The organism is Fluviicoccus keumensis (assembly GCF_004217445.1).
Classification (GTDB): Bacteria; Pseudomonadota; Gammaproteobacteria; order Pseudomonadales; family Moraxellaceae; genus Fluviicoccus; species Fluviicoccus keumensis.
Genome location: NZ_SHKX01000012.1, coordinates 132,843 through 147,346, shown reverse-complemented (window position 1 = coordinate 147,346; position 14,504 = coordinate 132,843). Strand labels below are relative to the sequence as shown.

The window sequence follows — 14,504 nt, the reverse complement described above, 5'->3', positions numbered from 1 at the left end:
GGATGTACTATCCTCCCGTCGCCAGTCGCAGGGCGGCCGCGACGGCCAAGGGCGCCAGCGTCAACGCCAGCACCAGAAATGCCGCCAGGATGGCGAGATAACCCTCGGCCGGCAGCCCGGCCATGGAGGCCTGCACCGCCGCCGTGGCGAAAATGATCACCGGAATGTGCAGCGGCAGGCTCAGCAGCGGCACCAGCACCCCGCCCCGCCTTAACGATACCGTCAGCGCCGCGCCGATGGAACTGATCAAACTGAGGGTGGGCGTACCCAGCAACAGCGTCAGGAACAGTGTACCCATCGCCTCGCCCGGCAGGTTCAGCAGCAAAGCCGCCACCGGACTGAGCAGCGTCAGGCAGGCCCCGGTCTGCAACCAGTGCGCCACCACCTTCGCCAGCACGATCACCGGCAGCGGTGACGGGCTCAGCACCAGTTGCTCCAGGCTGCCGTCGTCGTAGTCCTGCCGGAACAGGCTGTCCATCGACAGCAGCACCGACAGCAGCGCCGCAATCCACACCACGCCCCCGGCCATGGCGGCCAGCTTTGGCGGCGTGGTGTTGATGGCCAGCGGAAACAAGGTAATGACCATGACAAAAAAACTGAGCGGATTCAGCCAATCGCCGCCCTGACGCGCCGCCAGTCGCAAATCGCGGCGCAACACCGCCCCCAGGGCCTGCCACATTCAGTGCGCCTCCGGGCAATAATCCGACAGGTCCAGCCGCTTCAGCGGGAACGACTCGGGAAAGAGGTGATGGGTGGTCAGCACGATCATGCCGCCCTGCCCGGCGTGCTCCACCAGCCAGCCTTCCAGCGCGCGCACGCCCGCCTGGTCGATGGCGGTGAACGGTTCATCCAGAACCCACAAGGGTGCTTTTTCCAGAAACAACCGGGCGATGCCGACGCGGCGCTTCTGCCCGGCGGACAGATGCGCCACCGGTACATCTTCGTACCCGGCCAACCCGACCCGCGCCAGCGCCGCCATCAGCGCTGACGCACCCGGTTCCAGATCACGCAGGCGCAGCAGGAAGGCGAGGTTTTCCAGCGGCGTCAGCAGCGCCTTCAGGCCCAAGCTGTGACCCAGGTAGCTGAAACGGCGGCGGAAAGCGACGGGATCTTCGTGCACGGGGCGGTTGTCCCAGAGGACCTCGCCTTCGTCAAAACCGCCCAGCCCGACCAGCCGGTTCAGCAGCGTGGTCTTCCCCGTGCCGTTGGGGCCGGCAATCTGGAGGATGTCGCCGGGCTGCATGGCGAAGGACAGGCCGGTAAACAGCACGCGGTCGTCGCGGGTGGCCTGCAATCGGGAAACGGCGAGCAAGATCGGGAAGCTCCGGCGGGAAATCATTCAGCCTTGAATTATAACCTGATTCCCGACGGGAAAAGGCAAGGAAAAAGGACAGGTTAAGGCGGGGTTAAGGAAGGGGGCGGCGTGCATAAAAAAAGCCGCACCCAGGAGGATGCGGCCTTTAAAAGGAGAGACAACAGCGTGTGCTTTTACATACCGGCCAGTTTCAGGCGGTTGGCATGCTCGCGGTACACCGACTTCGGATCCGTGGAGAAAATATTGCGCAGACCGAACATCAGGTTCACTTCGTCCAGATGGTTCATGGAGTAGTTGTCGCGCAGCACCACGCCCAGGTGGCTGCTGCACTGGCTGACCAGGCCGTCGTTGGCGCCAGGGATGAACAGGCCGGTCAGGCCCAGCAAGGCATCGGTCGGATCCAGCACGTTGGTCAGACGGCTGGTGCCGCCCCAGGAATAGTACTTGATGCCATTGACTGTAGCCGCGCCGCTACCGCAGCTGGTGGTCGGCACACCGGCCGGATGACGGCTGGTGAAGGCGGCGGAGCCGGAGGTGGAGAGCGAAGCGATGCTGTTCTTGGCGCTCTGGTCGAAGCTGCCCGCGCCGTTGAACATTTCAATGATGCCGGCCAGCGCATTCAGCGCACCGTAGGCGACCGGACTCAGCGGACCGGTGCTTTGCACCAGATCAGCCACCGAGGAACCCTTGACCGGACTGCCGATGGCGGTCACGGAAGCCACACGGCTGGGAATGGCGTCGGCCACGTAACGGATGGAATGACCGCCGTGGCTGTGACCCATCAGGTTGACCTTGGCTGCGCCGGTAATGGCCAGGATGTTCTTCACCTGGGTCAGCAGCTGCTCACCGCGCACATCGGAGCTTTCCAGCGCCGCCACTTGTGTCACATACACCTTCGCACCGTTGGATTGCAGATCGGAAGGGATCTGGTACCAATAATCAATCGCGCCGCCCAACAGCGACTTGAAGCCGAACATGCCGTGAGCCAGCACGATGGGATACTTGGTCTGGGAATAGGTGCCGGCGGTGGCAACGGTGGAGACAGTGGCAGTCGCGGCAACGAGGGCCGAAATGAGCAGCTTGCGCATGAGGGTGTGTCCTTTGGTCAATTCTTGTTTTGGCGCAATCCCGTCGTGGGGAAAGCGCTTATAGTTTTTGCCGCGACCGAGCAGTTGTCCGGGCGACGAGTGAATAATATCTGACCAAGAAGACGACGAAAAGCCGATTTCGGCGGACAAACGGCGTTTTCCGACGAACGGCTAGCAAGCAGGCGCTTTCCGTATTGCAGGAAAACGACTTGTTTTTGCGAATTGGCGCCACCTGAAAATGGCTAATGGCTGGTTTTTACAGCACTTTTTACATGAACTCGGGCGAATGCATACCTGCTTCAAACAATTTGCGACCGGTTTGGCCGTCAATTGAGTGCGAGTATATGCACAACCGTATAATTGATGCAGGCTAATTTCGGCCATTTTCTTTGCAATTTCGGTCATGTTCCCGACGCGAACAACACGACGCGATTGCACAACAACTACCCGCGGGTGATGGTCGCGCCGGGGGCGAATTTGCTAGCATCGCCCTTCCCTTGCCGCCATGCGTCTCGCCAGCCTTATGTTCCTTATCGACTTCATTTTGCACATCGACCAGCACTTGGCCGAATTCGTCGCCAACTACGGCCTGTGGGTCTACGCCATCCTGTTCCTGATCGTCTTTACTGAAACCGGACTGGTGGTCATGCCGCTGCTGCCGGGCGACAGCCTGTTGTTTGCCGCCGGCGCGCTGGCCGCGATCGGCTCGATGAACCCCTGGCTGGTGGGATTGGTGCTCTGCTTGGCCGCCATCAGCGGCGATTCCAGCAATTACTGGATCGGCAACAAGCTGGGACGGCGACTGATCACCAAGACCAAGCTGATCCGCATGGATCACCTGCACAAGACCGAAGCTTACTTTGCCGAGCATGGCGGCAAGACGGTGATCTTCGCCCGCTTCGTGCCCATCGTGCGCACCTTCGCCCCGTTCGTGGCGGGCATGGGTGCGATGGTCTACCGCCGCTTCCTGACCTTCAGCGTGGTCGGCACGCTGTGCTGGGTCAGCCTGTTTGTCGGCCTGGGCTATTTCTTCGGCAACCTGCCGATGGTGCGCAAGAATTTCACGCTGGTGATCTTCGCCATCATCGGCATCAGCTTCATGCCGATGGTGATCCAGGCGGTGAAAGGCAAGCTGGCCGATCGTCAGGCCGGATAGGCCGATAGGGCGTCAGCCAACAAAAAGGCCTCCGGATGGAGGCCTTTTTCATTTCAAGGACGCTGAGTCATTTAGCCCGGAAACTCGTAGGTTCGTTCCAGATACGCCAGGATATCCTTCGACTCGAACATTTCCACGCCGTGATTGGGATCCATCAGGAACGGCACCTGCACCCATCCCTTTTCAGCCAGCATGCGCGAACGCTTGGTGTTCGGCAGCGGCTTGTATTCGCCCAGATGCAGCCGCTGTTTGGCCGGACCGACATCCGCCAGTTGCTGCTTGCCCAGATTGACCAGGATATAGGGCAGTTCCAGCTCGCACAGTTTTTCACGCACCGGACGGGAATACGGGCTGGACTCGAAACTGTACAGCGTCAGCGGCTGTTCCGGATTCACCGACGGCTGCGCCAGAATGCGGCGGCCGCGCGAAGCGCTGGCCAGCTTTGAAGTCAGCAGGTTCAGGTCACCGGCCTGCAAGTAGCGCGGTGCGGCCTTCTGGCGGTACTGGCGGAACAGGTAATCATTGATGTTCTGCGCGCCGCTGTGCTGCTCGCCGGTATTGGGATCGATCAGGAACGGCAAGCGCTTGTCGCCGGAAAGCTCGGTCAGTTTGCGGGTAAAACGGCTGCCGGACAGCGGGCAGGGATAAATCATCACATCGAGGTTCAGCTCGGTCAGCGCCTCGCGCACCAAACGGCATTCGGGATCATCTTCCCGGTCGAACAATTGCGGCAGCTGTGGCGGCTGCGCCACCTGCTTGCTGCCCGCGGAACCGTGCCAGCCGCGCAAGGTTGAGGTTACGACTGAAGAAGCGATGTTAAGCAAATGATTTTTCATGCCTTTTCCTGATTTTCACCATATCGGACGTCGACCACCAGAAACACGGCTTTGCCGGCGGGCCGCTCGACCGGCACTTCATCATCAATTGTCTTTTTTAGCAAGGCTCTGGCCATGGGCGCGTCAATGCTGATCCAGTTGCGCTTGGGGTCGATTTCATCGGGGCCGACAATGCGCAGCTGTAACTCCTCGCCAGTATCGAGATCCTCCAGTTCGACGATGGCGCCGAAGAAGATGCGGCTGGGGTCGGAAGGTTTTTCGCGCACGACCCTGAGTTCGGGCAGCCGCTTCTCCAGGAAACGCACGCGGCGGTCGATTTCGCGCAGCAGTTTTTTGCCGTAGATGTATTCGGCGTTCTCGGAGCGGTCACCTTGGGCGGCGGCCTCACTGACCGAACGGGTGACTTCCGGACGCTTGACGCGCCACAGGTAGTCGAGTTCGTCGGCCAGGGTCTGGTAGCCCTCGGGGGTGATCAGCGGGGTTTTGGGGGCGGATGGGGGGCGGTAGCGGGACATGGTTTAGTATTTCTCAATGACAGAAAGTTCTACAACTCTCTAACAGCCCGATAAATTCCTCGGATATAAACCCGAATGATTAAATTACTTTTTCACTTACCCAGTCTCAGCAACTGTCCGACAATTAATTACGTTGAAATATTTGATAAAATACTTCATCATCTTCTTCCTTGATTTCCGCCAGTTTCTCTTCAGCCTCTCCCTTATTATTATAAGAAAGATCCGAAATAACTCCCCATAATACTTCCTTACCATTCGATGTTGGACTGATTACAACTACTCCTAACCCACGTCTATCCTGCGATAACGCTGCAAATAGATCATCTTTGAACACTATTAACCTTGATGCGCCAGGCAGCACAGAGAATTCCTCCAAAATGCGATGCCCCTTTCGTATCCGATTGCTCAGTGGAGCCTGTCCTAGCATTTTCTGAGTTTGCGGATCAAAATCAATACGCAAAGCAATAAAATATTTCTTTCCCGAGAAAAACGAGCCAGCCTTTTGATCGCTAAGTGATCTTATATTCTGCTGCGCATATCCATGGCATACAAATAGGCTTGTTGTCACAATAGCGATCAATAACCGCCAAATACGTTTTGCGTCCATTCAGAGCCCTTTCTATCTACTAATTTTTGATGACCACGTCATGAAGCGTGCTTGACCCAACTTACCATCTCCGAAAAGCTGCAACAACCCCGTTCCCTCCCCACCTCTTACCATCTCCAAAAAAATGACTCCCCATCCCCCAAAATAGACAGTGACAAGATTCGAACTATCTGCTATTAATTGGTCACACGCCCAATTAATACCGGACGACACGCACCCCAATCATGAACGCCCCCATCCGCCAGCGCGGCCGCCCCGCCCGCTCCGACAGCGCCATGTCCCGCGACCAGATCGTGCGGCGGGCCTTCAACGCCTTTGCCGTGCATGGCTTTGACGGCGTGTCACTGCGCCAGCTGGCCGCGCACTGCGGCGTCAGCGACAGCCTGCTGCACCACCACTTCGGCAGCAAACAGGAACTGTGGCAGGAAGCCGCGGACCAGGTAATCGCCCCCCTGATGCAGCGCCTGTACCTGACGCTGGAGGAACTGGCCCGCGACCGTGACGCCGCCGCCGCCATCCGCCAGAACCTGCCGCGCTCACTCAAATTGGTATTGGCTGAACCCTACGCCGTCGAGTTCATGTTCCGCGAAGGCGAGACCACCAACGAGCGCGGCGACTACATGCGTTCCACTTATATGCGTCCCTACCTGCAACGGCTGGATGTGCTGTTCCAGCAGGCCGTGGCTGACGGCCACTTCAACCCCTTTCCCCCGGTATACCGGGATGTGCTGGTGATGGGCTTCCTGCGCTCACTGGTCATTCCCGGCGTACTGCAAACGGAACTTGCCCCCCATCTGGCCACCCCGGAAACCGTCTCCGCCTTCATCGACAACATGGTCGAGGCGCTGTTCGCCGGATTCGCCCGCCGTCCTCCATCCGTTCCGGAGTCCTGACATGCAACCTCATTTCCGATATGCCGCCATGCCCCTGCTGCTGGGCTCCGCCCTGATCCTGTCTGGCTGCAGCAAGCCGCCCGCGCCGGTGGAAAAGCCCCGCCCCGTCAAGTTGATGACCGTCGATGCCGGGGCCACGCAGGGCCGCGTCGAGCTGGCCGGAGAAATCCGCGCCCGGGTCGAGTCGCCGCTGGGCTTCCGGGTGGCGGGCAAGATCATCAGCCGTCAGGTGGAAGCCGGTCAGCGCGTGCGCAAGGGCGAGGTGCTGGCGCGCCTCGACCCGCGCGACTATACGCTGGCCAGCAGCGCGGCCGCCTCGCAAGTGGATGCCGCCAAGGCCGACCTCGACCTGGCCCGCGCCGAGTACAAGCGCTTTCAGGAGTTGCGCAGCCAGCAGTTCGTGTCCGATCTCGATCTGGACCGCAAGCGGGTGGCCGTCACGGCCGCCGAGGCGCGGTTGAAGAGCCTGCAAAGCCAGTCCTCATTGGAAACCAACCGTGTGGAGGACGCCATCCTGCGCGCCGACGCCGATGGCGTGATTACCCAGTTGCATGCCGATGCGGGACAGGTGGTGGCCGCCGGGCAACCGGTGGTGAGCCTGGCGCAGGACGGCGCGCGCGACATTGCCGTGGAGTTCCCGGAAGACCGCACCAAGGCCGCCCGCCTGCCGGGCGCGACTGCCGCCTTGTGGGCGCAGCCGCAGAAACAGTATGCCGCCACTCTGCGCGAGCTGTCGGCGGTGGCCGATCCGGTCACGCGCACCTTCCGCGCCCGCTACAGCCTGGATGCGCCGGAATCAGCGCTGGCGCTGGGCCAGTCCGCGACGCTGACCATTCCGCTGCCGTCGCAACAGGGCGGCATCCGCCTGCCGACCACGGCGCTGGTGGGTGATCACAGCGCCAGCAAGGTCTGGCAATTCGATCCGGCCAGCGGCAAGCTGCACGGTGTGCCGGTCCAGGTGGTGGGCATCGACGGCAATGATGTGCTGGTAGGAGGCATCCAGCCGGGAGCGAAGATCGTCACCGCCGGGGTGCATGTGCTCAGCGAAGGCCAGGTGGTGCGGCCGCTGGGCGAGGCCGCCCGTTGATCGGGCCGGGAGACAGTCATGAGCGCACCTGAGCAAGAATCCCGTTTCAACATTTCCCGGATCGCCATCCAGAATCCGGCCATCACCATGTACCTGCTGATCGTGATGCTGCTGGCCGGTGTGGCGTCCTACTTCCAGCTGGGCCAGGATGAAGACCCACCCTTCACCTTCCGCATGATGGTCGTCCGCGCCTTTTGGCCCGGCGCTACCGCCATGCAGATGTCGGAACAAGTGGCCGATCCGCTGGAAAAGACGCTGCAGGAAGTGCCGTACATGTACCGCATCCGCAGCTATTCCAAGCCCGGCGAAACCACCATTTTCGTGGAAGTCCGCGACTCCACCCCGCCGCATGAAGTGCCGAACCTGTGGTACAGCGTGCGCAAGAAGACCGGCGACATGCGCGCCCAGCTGCCGCAAGGCGTGCAGGGGCCGTTCTATAACGACGACTTCGGTGATGTCTTCGGCGTGATCTATACCCTCAGCGCCGACGGCTTCAGCTATGCCGAACTGAAGGACTACGCCGACCGCGTCCAGCAAGATCTGCTGCGCGTGCCGGGCGTGGCCAAGGTCGAGCAATACGGGGTGCAGAAGGAACGCATCTACATCGACGTGTCACAGAAGAAACTGGCCAGCATGAACCTGGACATGCGCCAGGTGATCAACGCCATCAACCAGCAGAACGCGGTCGAATATGCCGGGGTACTGCGCACGCCGGGCGATGACATCCAGATCCGCATCAGCGGCCAGTTCGACCGCGTGGAAGACCTGAAAGCCTTGCCGCTGCGTTTCAACGGCCGCACCTTCCGGCTGGGCGATCTGGCCACTGTCAATCGCGGTTATGAAGATCCGCCCTCGCCGCGCATGCGCCAGAACGGTCATCAGGTCATCGGCATCGGCATTTCCATGACCAAGGGCGGCGACATCATCCAGCTGGGCAAGAACCTGGCCGTCGCCAGCGACAAGCTGCGCGCCGACCTGCCCGCCGGCATCGAGCTGACGCAGGTGCAGGACCAGCCGAAGTCGGTAGCCTCCTCGGTGCGCGAGTTCCTGCGGGTGCTGGCGGAAGCGCTGGTGATCGTGCTGGCGGTCAGCTTCGTGGCGCTGGGCATCCATACCAAGCCTTTCCGCATCGACATGCGGCCGGGTCTGGTGGTGGCGCTGTCCATTCCCTCGGTGCTTGCCATCACCTTCCTGATCATGGAACGCTGGGGCATCGACCTGCACAAGATTTCGCTGGGTTCGCTGATCATCGCGCTGGGCCTGCTGGTGGATGACGCCATCATCATTGTCGAGATGATGGTGCGGAAGCTGGAAGAAGGCTACGACCGTCTGCGCGCCAGCACCTTCGCCTACGACACCACCGCCATGCCGATGCTGACCGGCACGCTGATCACCGCCGCCGGCTTCCTGCCGATCGGCCTCGCCAATTCCGCTACCGGTGAATACACCTTCGCCATCTTCGCCGTGACCACCACGGCGCTGCTGGTATCGTGGTTCGTCTCGGTCTATTTCGTGCCCTTCCTGGGCTACCGGCTGCTGCGCACGCATCCCAACGCCACCGGCGAGATCAAGGAAGTGTACGACAGCGGCTTCTCGGTGCTGGTGCGGCGCACGGTCAACTGGTGCGTCAGCCACCGCTGGCTGACGCTGGCGGCGACGCTGGGCGCGCTGGCGCTGGGCATGGTCGGTATGAGCAAGGTGGAACAGCAATTCTTCCCGGATTCAAACCGTCCGGAACTGCTGGTGGAACTGTGGCTGCCGGAAGGTTCCTCGTTTGACGCCAGTGAAACGCTGGCCAAGCGGGTGGAACAGAAGCTGATGACGATGCCGGACGCAGGCAACATCACCACCTTCGTCGGCCAGGGCGCACCGCGCTTCTACCTGCCGCTGGACCAGATTTTCCCGCAGAACAACGTGTCGCAGATGATCCTGGTGCCGCCGTCGCTGGAAGCGCGCGAACGCATCCGCAAGACCCTGCCGGAATACCTGCATCAGGAATTCCCGGAAGCGCGGTCGCGGGTGCGAATGCTGCCGAACGGTCCTCCCGTACCTTACCCGGTGATGTTCCTGGTGGCCGGTGAAGATCCGAAGCAGCTGCGCAACATTGCCGACCAGGTTCGCGCCGTCGTCAAGGCCGATCCCGCCGCCCGGGGCGTCAACGACAACTGGGCCGAGCAGATCAAGGCGCTGCATCTGGACATTGACCAGAACCGCGCCCGCGCCCTCGGCGTCAGCACCGAAACCGTGGCCACCGCCGGTCAGACCATCCTCTCGGGCCTGCCCATCGGCCAGTACCGCGAGAACAATGACCAGATCGCCATCATGCTGCGCCAGCCGAAAGCCGAGCGCGACACCATGTCGGCGCTGACCGGCGCGTACCTGCCTACCGCGAGCGGCACCTACATTCCGTTTTCGCAGATTGCCCGGCCGGTGTTTGCGTGGGAGCCGGGCGTGGTGTGGCGGCAGAACCGGCAGTTCACCATCACCGTGCAGGCAGATGTGATGGAAGGCGTGCAAGGATCAACCGTGGCCCTGCGGGTGGACCAACAGCTGGAGAAGTTGCGGGCGAAACTCCCGCCAGGCTACCGCATCGAACTGGCGGGCACCGTGGCGGAATCGAAAAAAGGCTCGGACTCCATCGCCGCCAATGTGCCGCTGATGCTGTTCATCATCTTCACGCTGCTGATGCTGCAACTGCGCAGTTTCCCGCGCGCGCTGCTGGTGTTCCTCACCGGTCCGCTGGGCATCATTGGCGCAGCGCTGATGATGCTGTTGCTGGGACGGCCCATGGGCTTCGTGGCGATGCTGGGCATCATCGCGCTGAACGGCATGATCATCCGCAACTCGGTCATCCTCATCGACCAGATCGAGCAGGATATTGCGGTGGGGGTGGATCGCTGGACGGCCATTGTCGAGGCGGCGGTGCGTCGTTTCCGCCCGATCATGCTGACGGCGGCGGCGGCGGTGCTGGCGATGATCCCACTGCTGGAAAGCGTGTTCTGGGGACCGATGGCCTGCGCCATCATGGGTGGCCTGATCGTGGCCACCGCCCTCACGCTGCTGAGCCTGCCCGCACTGTACGCAATCTTCTTCAAGGTCAAAAAGGACGAGACGGCTGTCTGAAGTCTCAAACGGACAAGGAATGTCCACTTCCCCTGAACCGGCTTGAATCGCCGGAGTTACCGTATCAGAATCCCCTTCCGACTCGTCCGGTCATGCCGGACTTTCTTTTGCCCGGACCCTGGTCCGGCCGCACATCCGGATTTGTCACATGAAAATGGAAGGCACGCTGTCGCAATGGGACAGCCGGTCAGGCACCGGCATCATCACCCCGGTTCATGGCCATCACACGTTCACGGTCACCCGGGCGGACTTTCCCAAGGGCATGAATCCCCGACTGGGCGAGGAGTTGCTGTTCGAAACCGCCACCGGCCCGGACGGGCTGCCCTGCGCCAAATCGGTCACCCGGCCCGAACATGCCACGCCACCGGTGCTGGACGTGTTTGCCGGTCAGTTACCGCCGCCGCTGGCCAAGCAGAAACGGACGGGAATACCCGCCATCATCGTGATCAGTATCGTGGCCGCTTTCGGCTTTTACCTGTTCGCTCACAAAGATCCGGAGCCCGCCCCAGCCGTGTCGGACCTACGCGGAACCGAAATATCCACGGTCGATCAATGGAAGGAAAAAATCCGATTGCTGCTTAAAAAGTTGCTGGCCTCGGACGCCAAAACAGACCACAAGGACACCGCCCCATGATTGAGGCCGTCAACGCGCAAAACCTCGATGAAGTCTTGCCGCTGATCCGTCAGTATCAAGAGTTTTATCAAGTCACCAATATTTCCGATGAACACAACCGGAGCTTCTTTTCCCGCTTCGGCCTGGACGATCCGTTCGGCTGCCTGTTCCTCTATCGCGGGGATGACGGCACGGCCATTGGCTTTGCCACGGCCTACTTCTGCTTTTCGTCCACCGCCGCCGCCAAGGTCGGCATCCTGAACGACCTGTTCACCTTGCCCGGCCACCGGGGCCGGGGCATCGGCAAGGCGCTGATTGTCCACTGTCACGACTATGTCCGCCGCCACGGGGCCATCCGCCTGCAATGGACCACCGCCACCGACAACACCACCGCCCAACGCCTGTACAACGCACTGAACACGGCGCACAAACCATGGCTGATCTACACCTATCAGGGCGAAAACCCCGCCTGACGCCCCAAAAGCAAAGGGCAGGTTTTACCCTGCCCTTTGGCTTGTTCACAACCGCCGGATATCAGCCCGCCAGATTGGCGTTCACGAAATCCCAGTTCACCAGGCTTTCCAGGAAAGTGCCGATGTACTTCGGACGCAGGTTGCGGAAATCGATGTAGTAGGCATGCTCCCACACGTCGATGGTCAGCAGCGCCTTCTGGCCGTGGGCCATCGGCAGGTCGGCGTTGGCGGTCTTGGTGACAGCCAGCTTGCCGTCGGCGCCCAGCACCAGCCAGGCCCAGCCGGAACCGAACTGGGTGGTGGCGGCGGCGGTGAACAGCTCGACAAACTTCTCGTAGCTGCCGAAATCGGCGTCAATCTTGGCGGCGATGGCGCCGGTCGGCTTGCCGCCGCCGTTCGGCTTCATGCAGTGCCAGTAGAAGGTATGGTTCCAGATCTGGGCGGCGTTGTTGAAGATGCCGACCTTGGAAGCGTCACCGGCGGACAGCTTGATCACTTCTTCCAGCGACTTGGACGCCAGATCGGTGTCCTTGGTCAGGTTGTTCAGGTTGACCACATAGGCGTTGTGGTGCTTGCCGTGGTGGTAGTCAATGGTTTCGCCGGTAATATGCGGCTCGAGGGCGGTACGGTCATACGGCAGGGCCGGCAGTTCAAAGGCCATGATGCAACTCCAGTTGGTCTGTTCGGGGGTAAAGAACACGGCCGGAAACGCTTCCGGCCGCGGTGAATCAATTACAGCTTGTCAGCGTTGGCGGACAGGTAGGCGGCGACGCCTTCCGGAGAAGCCGTCATGCCGGTGTCACCCTTCTTCCAGTTGGCCGGGCAGACTTCGCCATGCTCTTCGGTGAATTGCAGGGCGTCCACCAGACGCAGCAGTTCTTCCATGTTGCGGCCCAGCGGCAGGTCGTTGACGATCTGCGAACGCACGATGCCGTTCTTGTCGATGATGAACGCGCCGCGGAAAGCCACGCCGCCATCGGCTTCGACATCATAGGCCTGGCAGATTTCATGCTTGATGTCGGCCGCCAGCGTGTACTTGACCGGGCCGATGCCGCCTTCGTTCACCGGCGTGTTGCGCCAGGCGTTGTGGGTGAAGTGCGAGTCGATGGACACGCCCACCACTTCCACGTTGCGGGCCTGGAAATCCGGAATGCGGTGATCGAGCGCGATCAGTTCGGACGGGCAAACGAAGGTGAAGTCCAGCGGGTAGAAAAACACCAGGGCGTATTTGCCCTTGATGGCGGCGGCCAGGTTATAGCTTTCAACGATTTCGCCATTGCCGAGGACGGCGGGAACGGTAAAGTCCGGAGCGGGTTTGCCAACGAGAACGGCCATGTTGAACTCCTTGTGAGTATTTTTCAGGAAGCGCGATGCGCCTCGGCGTGGAATTAGTCCGAGCAAAACACTAGGGTATTTGTCCGGCACGCAAAAGATGAGGCTTTATGCTGCGGAATTCAAGGCGTCAGCAGGCGGGAATTTAGGCTTTCTCACACTTTATGGTGTCTTTTCTTTGCCAACACCCAACCGGAAACAGCCAGCACCAGCACGGCCAGCGCCAACAGGTCAACCAGCCAGGGACCGAATTTCCCTAACAGGCGGCCGGAATGCAGGTCTTGGAGCAGGCGCTCATCGCTTGGGGCCGCCGGAGCGGCAATCGGGGACAGCCAAGCGCTGGCGGGCAGCGTTTCCGTGGCAGGACGAAGAGAAAAATCCATCGGGTCCAGCGCCAACACGGCGCCGCTTCCAACCTGTCGCAGCCAGACCTGATTGCCCTTAGTGGCCATGGCGCTGAAAGGGCCGGGCAAACCGCGGCCGCTGTCAGTCTGGTCCACCAACTCCCCCGTGGGCGTCAGCAACAGGATACGGTTATCACACGCCAGCACACGGCTGTCGGCAACCGACGCCACTCCGAGCAGGGTGCGGCAGTCGCCCAACGGGGTCGTACCGGTTGCAAGTCCCTGCCCGCCCAACACGAACTCCTTCGCGCCGACCCGGAAATGATGAGGCGGCGACATACCGTAGCGAGCCAGCCAGAACGGGCTTTCCAGCATCTGACGGTCCAGTCCCAGATCGGCGGCATGATGCAACAGCACTCCGGTGCCAACCATCCAGAACAGGTACAGCCCCAGCACAACGCCGATACGGCGGTGCCAGCGCAGCAGGAAGAACCGCCAGTGGAAACGTCGGCTCATGGGCATCACGGCGACCGGCGGCTGTCGAGCAGCAAGGCCACCCGCGCCATTTTCTGCATGGCGTTGACCGACAGGGTTGCGCCGGTAATGCCGTCCACGCGGCGATCGAGCATGTCCTTGCCGCCGTTCAGCGTTGCGCCGTTGAACTGGCGGGTAAAAAACGGCTGTTGCACTTCGCCGCCGCGACTTTCGCGGTAAGCCAGCACCTGCATGTCGACAATATGCCCCTGCTCAATGGTGATGCCCGCCGTGATCGGCTGTTCCTTTCCGACCTCGTCTAGCACCCATGCCGTGCGACCGCCCGCCTGCCAATAACGGACACGCAGTCCGGCATAGGCATGCCCCAGAATCCCCTCCACGCGCTGCTTGAGCTCGGGCGTCAGCCACAGCATTTTCTGCTCACCGCCGGGCAACAATCGGGAAACAGGCGCAGGGTCGGCGGCCAAGGCAGGGACTGCCGCAGCCAGCAATCCGACCAGCATCAGGGAAACAGCGCTTTTCAGGGGCATGACAACCGGGTGGTTCATTATCGGCAGGGAATGCATGGAATTATACGGCTGCCGCCACGGAATCGCAAACGAATCTCATTAACATTGACTGATCCCT

At 61.1% G+C, this 14,504-nt stretch carries 16 protein-coding genes; 6 read left to right on the top strand and 10 right to left on the bottom strand.

Going from position 1 to position 14,504, the window contains the following annotated elements:
- Positions 1–7: 7 nt before the first annotated feature.
- From ccmB to EV700_RS08805, 3 genes are all read right to left on the bottom strand, one after another.
- Positions 8–679 carry a heme exporter protein CcmB gene (gene ccmB, locus EV700_RS08815; RefSeq protein WP_130412860.1) on the bottom strand — a complete coding sequence of 224 codons (672 nt, stop codon included), beginning with the start codon at positions 677–679 and terminating at the stop codon, positions 8–10.
- A complete protein-coding gene (ccmA, locus tag EV700_RS08810; RefSeq protein WP_165391401.1) occupies positions 680–1,312 on the bottom strand; it encodes a cytochrome c biogenesis heme-transporting ATPase CcmA in 633 nt (210 codons plus the stop codon). It abuts the gene before it with no gap.
- 176 nt (positions 1,313–1,488) lie between these two features.
- Positions 1,489–2,403 carry a lipase family alpha/beta hydrolase gene (locus EV700_RS08805; protein WP_207224624.1) on the bottom strand — a complete coding sequence of 305 codons (915 nt, stop codon included), beginning with the start codon at positions 2,401–2,403 and terminating at the stop codon, positions 1,489–1,491.
- Between the two features lie 523 nt (positions 2,404–2,926).
- Between EV700_RS08805 and EV700_RS08800 the strand changes: the two genes are divergently transcribed.
- Positions 2,927–3,559 carry a DedA family protein gene (locus EV700_RS08800; protein WP_130412854.1) on the top strand — a complete coding sequence of 211 codons (633 nt, stop codon included), beginning with the start codon at positions 2,927–2,929 and terminating at the stop codon, positions 3,557–3,559.
- Positions 3,560–3,630: 71 nt separating this feature from the next.
- Here EV700_RS08800 and EV700_RS08795 read toward each other — a convergent pair whose 3' ends face one another.
- The 3 genes from EV700_RS08795 to EV700_RS08785 all read right to left on the bottom strand — a co-directional run bounded on the left by EV700_RS08795 (position 3,631) and on the right by EV700_RS08785 (position 5,517).
- Positions 3,631–4,395 carry a glutathione S-transferase N-terminal domain-containing protein gene (locus EV700_RS08795; protein ID WP_207224623.1) on the bottom strand — a complete coding sequence of 255 codons (765 nt, stop codon included), beginning with the start codon at positions 4,393–4,395 and terminating at the stop codon, positions 3,631–3,633.
- Entirely contained in the window at positions 4,392–4,910 is a 519-nt protein-coding gene (greB, locus tag EV700_RS08790) for a transcription elongation factor GreB (RefSeq protein WP_130412852.1), read from the bottom strand. Before greB ends, EV700_RS08795 begins: the two co-directional genes overlap by 4 nt.
- A gap of 124 nt (positions 4,911–5,034) precedes the next feature.
- Complete coding sequence (locus tag EV700_RS08785; RefSeq protein ID WP_130412850.1) at positions 5,035–5,517, bottom strand: hypothetical protein; 483 nt, start codon at positions 5,515–5,517, stop codon at positions 5,035–5,037.
- Between the two features lie 224 nt (positions 5,518–5,741).
- Here EV700_RS08785 and EV700_RS08780 point away from each other — a divergent pair, with 224 nt between their 5' ends.
- The 5 genes from EV700_RS08780 to EV700_RS08760 all read left to right on the top strand — a co-directional run bounded on the left by EV700_RS08780 (position 5,742) and on the right by EV700_RS08760 (position 11,706).
- Entirely contained in the window at positions 5,742–6,410 is a 669-nt protein-coding gene (locus tag EV700_RS08780) for a TetR/AcrR family transcriptional regulator (protein ID WP_130412848.1), read from the top strand.
- Position 6,411: 1 nt separating this feature from the next.
- Positions 6,412–7,497 (top strand): efflux RND transporter periplasmic adaptor subunit, encoded by a 1,086-nt coding sequence (locus tag EV700_RS08775; RefSeq protein ID WP_130412846.1) that lies wholly within the window; start codon positions 6,412–6,414, stop codon positions 7,495–7,497.
- An 18-nt stretch (positions 7,498–7,515) separates the two neighbouring features.
- A complete protein-coding gene (locus EV700_RS08770) occupies positions 7,516–10,620 on the top strand; it encodes an efflux RND transporter permease subunit (protein ID WP_130412844.1) in 3,105 nt (1,034 codons plus the stop codon).
- Between the two features lie 148 nt (positions 10,621–10,768).
- A complete protein-coding gene (locus tag EV700_RS08765) occupies positions 10,769–11,254 on the top strand; it encodes a hypothetical protein (protein WP_130412842.1) in 486 nt (161 codons plus the stop codon).
- Positions 11,251–11,706 carry a GNAT family N-acetyltransferase gene (locus tag EV700_RS08760; RefSeq protein ID WP_130412840.1) on the top strand — a complete coding sequence of 152 codons (456 nt, stop codon included), beginning with the start codon at positions 11,251–11,253 and terminating at the stop codon, positions 11,704–11,706. Before EV700_RS08765 ends, EV700_RS08760 begins: the two co-directional genes overlap by 4 nt.
- A 61-nt stretch (positions 11,707–11,767) precedes the next feature.
- Here the strand turns inward: EV700_RS08760 and EV700_RS08755 are convergent, their stop codons facing one another.
- From EV700_RS08755 to EV700_RS08740, 4 genes are all read right to left on the bottom strand, one after another.
- Entirely contained in the window at positions 11,768–12,367 is a 600-nt protein-coding gene (locus EV700_RS08755; RefSeq protein WP_130412838.1) for a superoxide dismutase, read from the bottom strand.
- 71 nt (positions 12,368–12,438) lie between these two features.
- Complete coding sequence (locus EV700_RS08750) at positions 12,439–13,041, bottom strand: peroxiredoxin (RefSeq protein ID WP_130412836.1); 603 nt, start codon at positions 13,039–13,041, stop codon at positions 12,439–12,441.
- Between the two features lie 152 nt (positions 13,042–13,193).
- Complete coding sequence (locus EV700_RS08745; RefSeq protein ID WP_165391400.1) at positions 13,194–13,898, bottom strand: PepSY domain-containing protein; 705 nt, start codon at positions 13,896–13,898, stop codon at positions 13,194–13,196.
- Between the two features lie 5 nt (positions 13,899–13,903).
- Positions 13,904–14,407 (bottom strand): FMN-binding protein, encoded by a 504-nt coding sequence (locus EV700_RS08740; RefSeq protein ID WP_165391399.1) that lies wholly within the window; start codon positions 14,405–14,407, stop codon positions 13,904–13,906.
- Positions 14,408–14,504: the final 97 nt, after the last annotated feature.

Coding starts and splice junctions, on each gene's coding strand:
- ccmB (WP_130412860.1), bottom strand. CDS start 679: ATGTGGCAGGCCCTGGGGGCGGTGTTGCGCCGCGATTTGCGACTGGCG.
- EV700_RS08805 (WP_207224624.1), bottom strand. CDS start 2,403: ATGCGCAAGCTGCTCATTTCGGCCCTCGTTGCCGCGACTGCCACTGTC.
- EV700_RS08800 (WP_130412854.1), top strand. CDS start 2,927: ATGTTCCTTATCGACTTCATTTTGCACATCGACCAGCACTTGGCCGAA.
- EV700_RS08795 (WP_207224623.1), bottom strand. CDS start 4,395: ATGAAAAATCATTTGCTTAACATCGCTTCTTCAGTCGTAACCTCAACC.
- greB (WP_130412852.1), bottom strand. CDS start 4,910: ATGTCCCGCTACCGCCCCCCATCCGCCCCCAAAACCCCGCTGATCACC.
- EV700_RS08785 (WP_130412850.1), bottom strand. CDS start 5,517: ATGGACGCAAAACGTATTTGGCGGTTATTGATCGCTATTGTGACAACA.
- EV700_RS08780 (WP_130412848.1), top strand. CDS start 5,742: ATGAACGCCCCCATCCGCCAGCGCGGCCGCCCCGCCCGCTCCGACAGC.
- EV700_RS08775 (WP_130412846.1), top strand. CDS start 6,412: ATGCAACCTCATTTCCGATATGCCGCCATGCCCCTGCTGCTGGGCTCC.
- EV700_RS08770 (WP_130412844.1), top strand. CDS start 7,516: ATGAGCGCACCTGAGCAAGAATCCCGTTTCAACATTTCCCGGATCGCC.
- EV700_RS08765 (WP_130412842.1), top strand. CDS start 10,769: ATGAAAATGGAAGGCACGCTGTCGCAATGGGACAGCCGGTCAGGCACC.
- EV700_RS08760 (WP_130412840.1), top strand. CDS start 11,251: ATGATTGAGGCCGTCAACGCGCAAAACCTCGATGAAGTCTTGCCGCTG.
- EV700_RS08755 (WP_130412838.1), bottom strand. CDS start 12,367: ATGGCCTTTGAACTGCCGGCCCTGCCGTATGACCGTACCGCCCTCGAG.
- EV700_RS08750 (WP_130412836.1), bottom strand. CDS start 13,041: ATGGCCGTTCTCGTTGGCAAACCCGCTCCGGACTTTACCGTTCCCGCC.
- EV700_RS08745 (WP_165391400.1), bottom strand. CDS start 13,898: ATGAGCCGACGTTTCCACTGGCGGTTCTTCCTGCTGCGCTGGCACCGC.
- EV700_RS08740 (WP_165391399.1), bottom strand. CDS start 14,407: ATGCCCCTGAAAAGCGCTGTTTCCCTGATGCTGGTCGGATTGCTGGCT.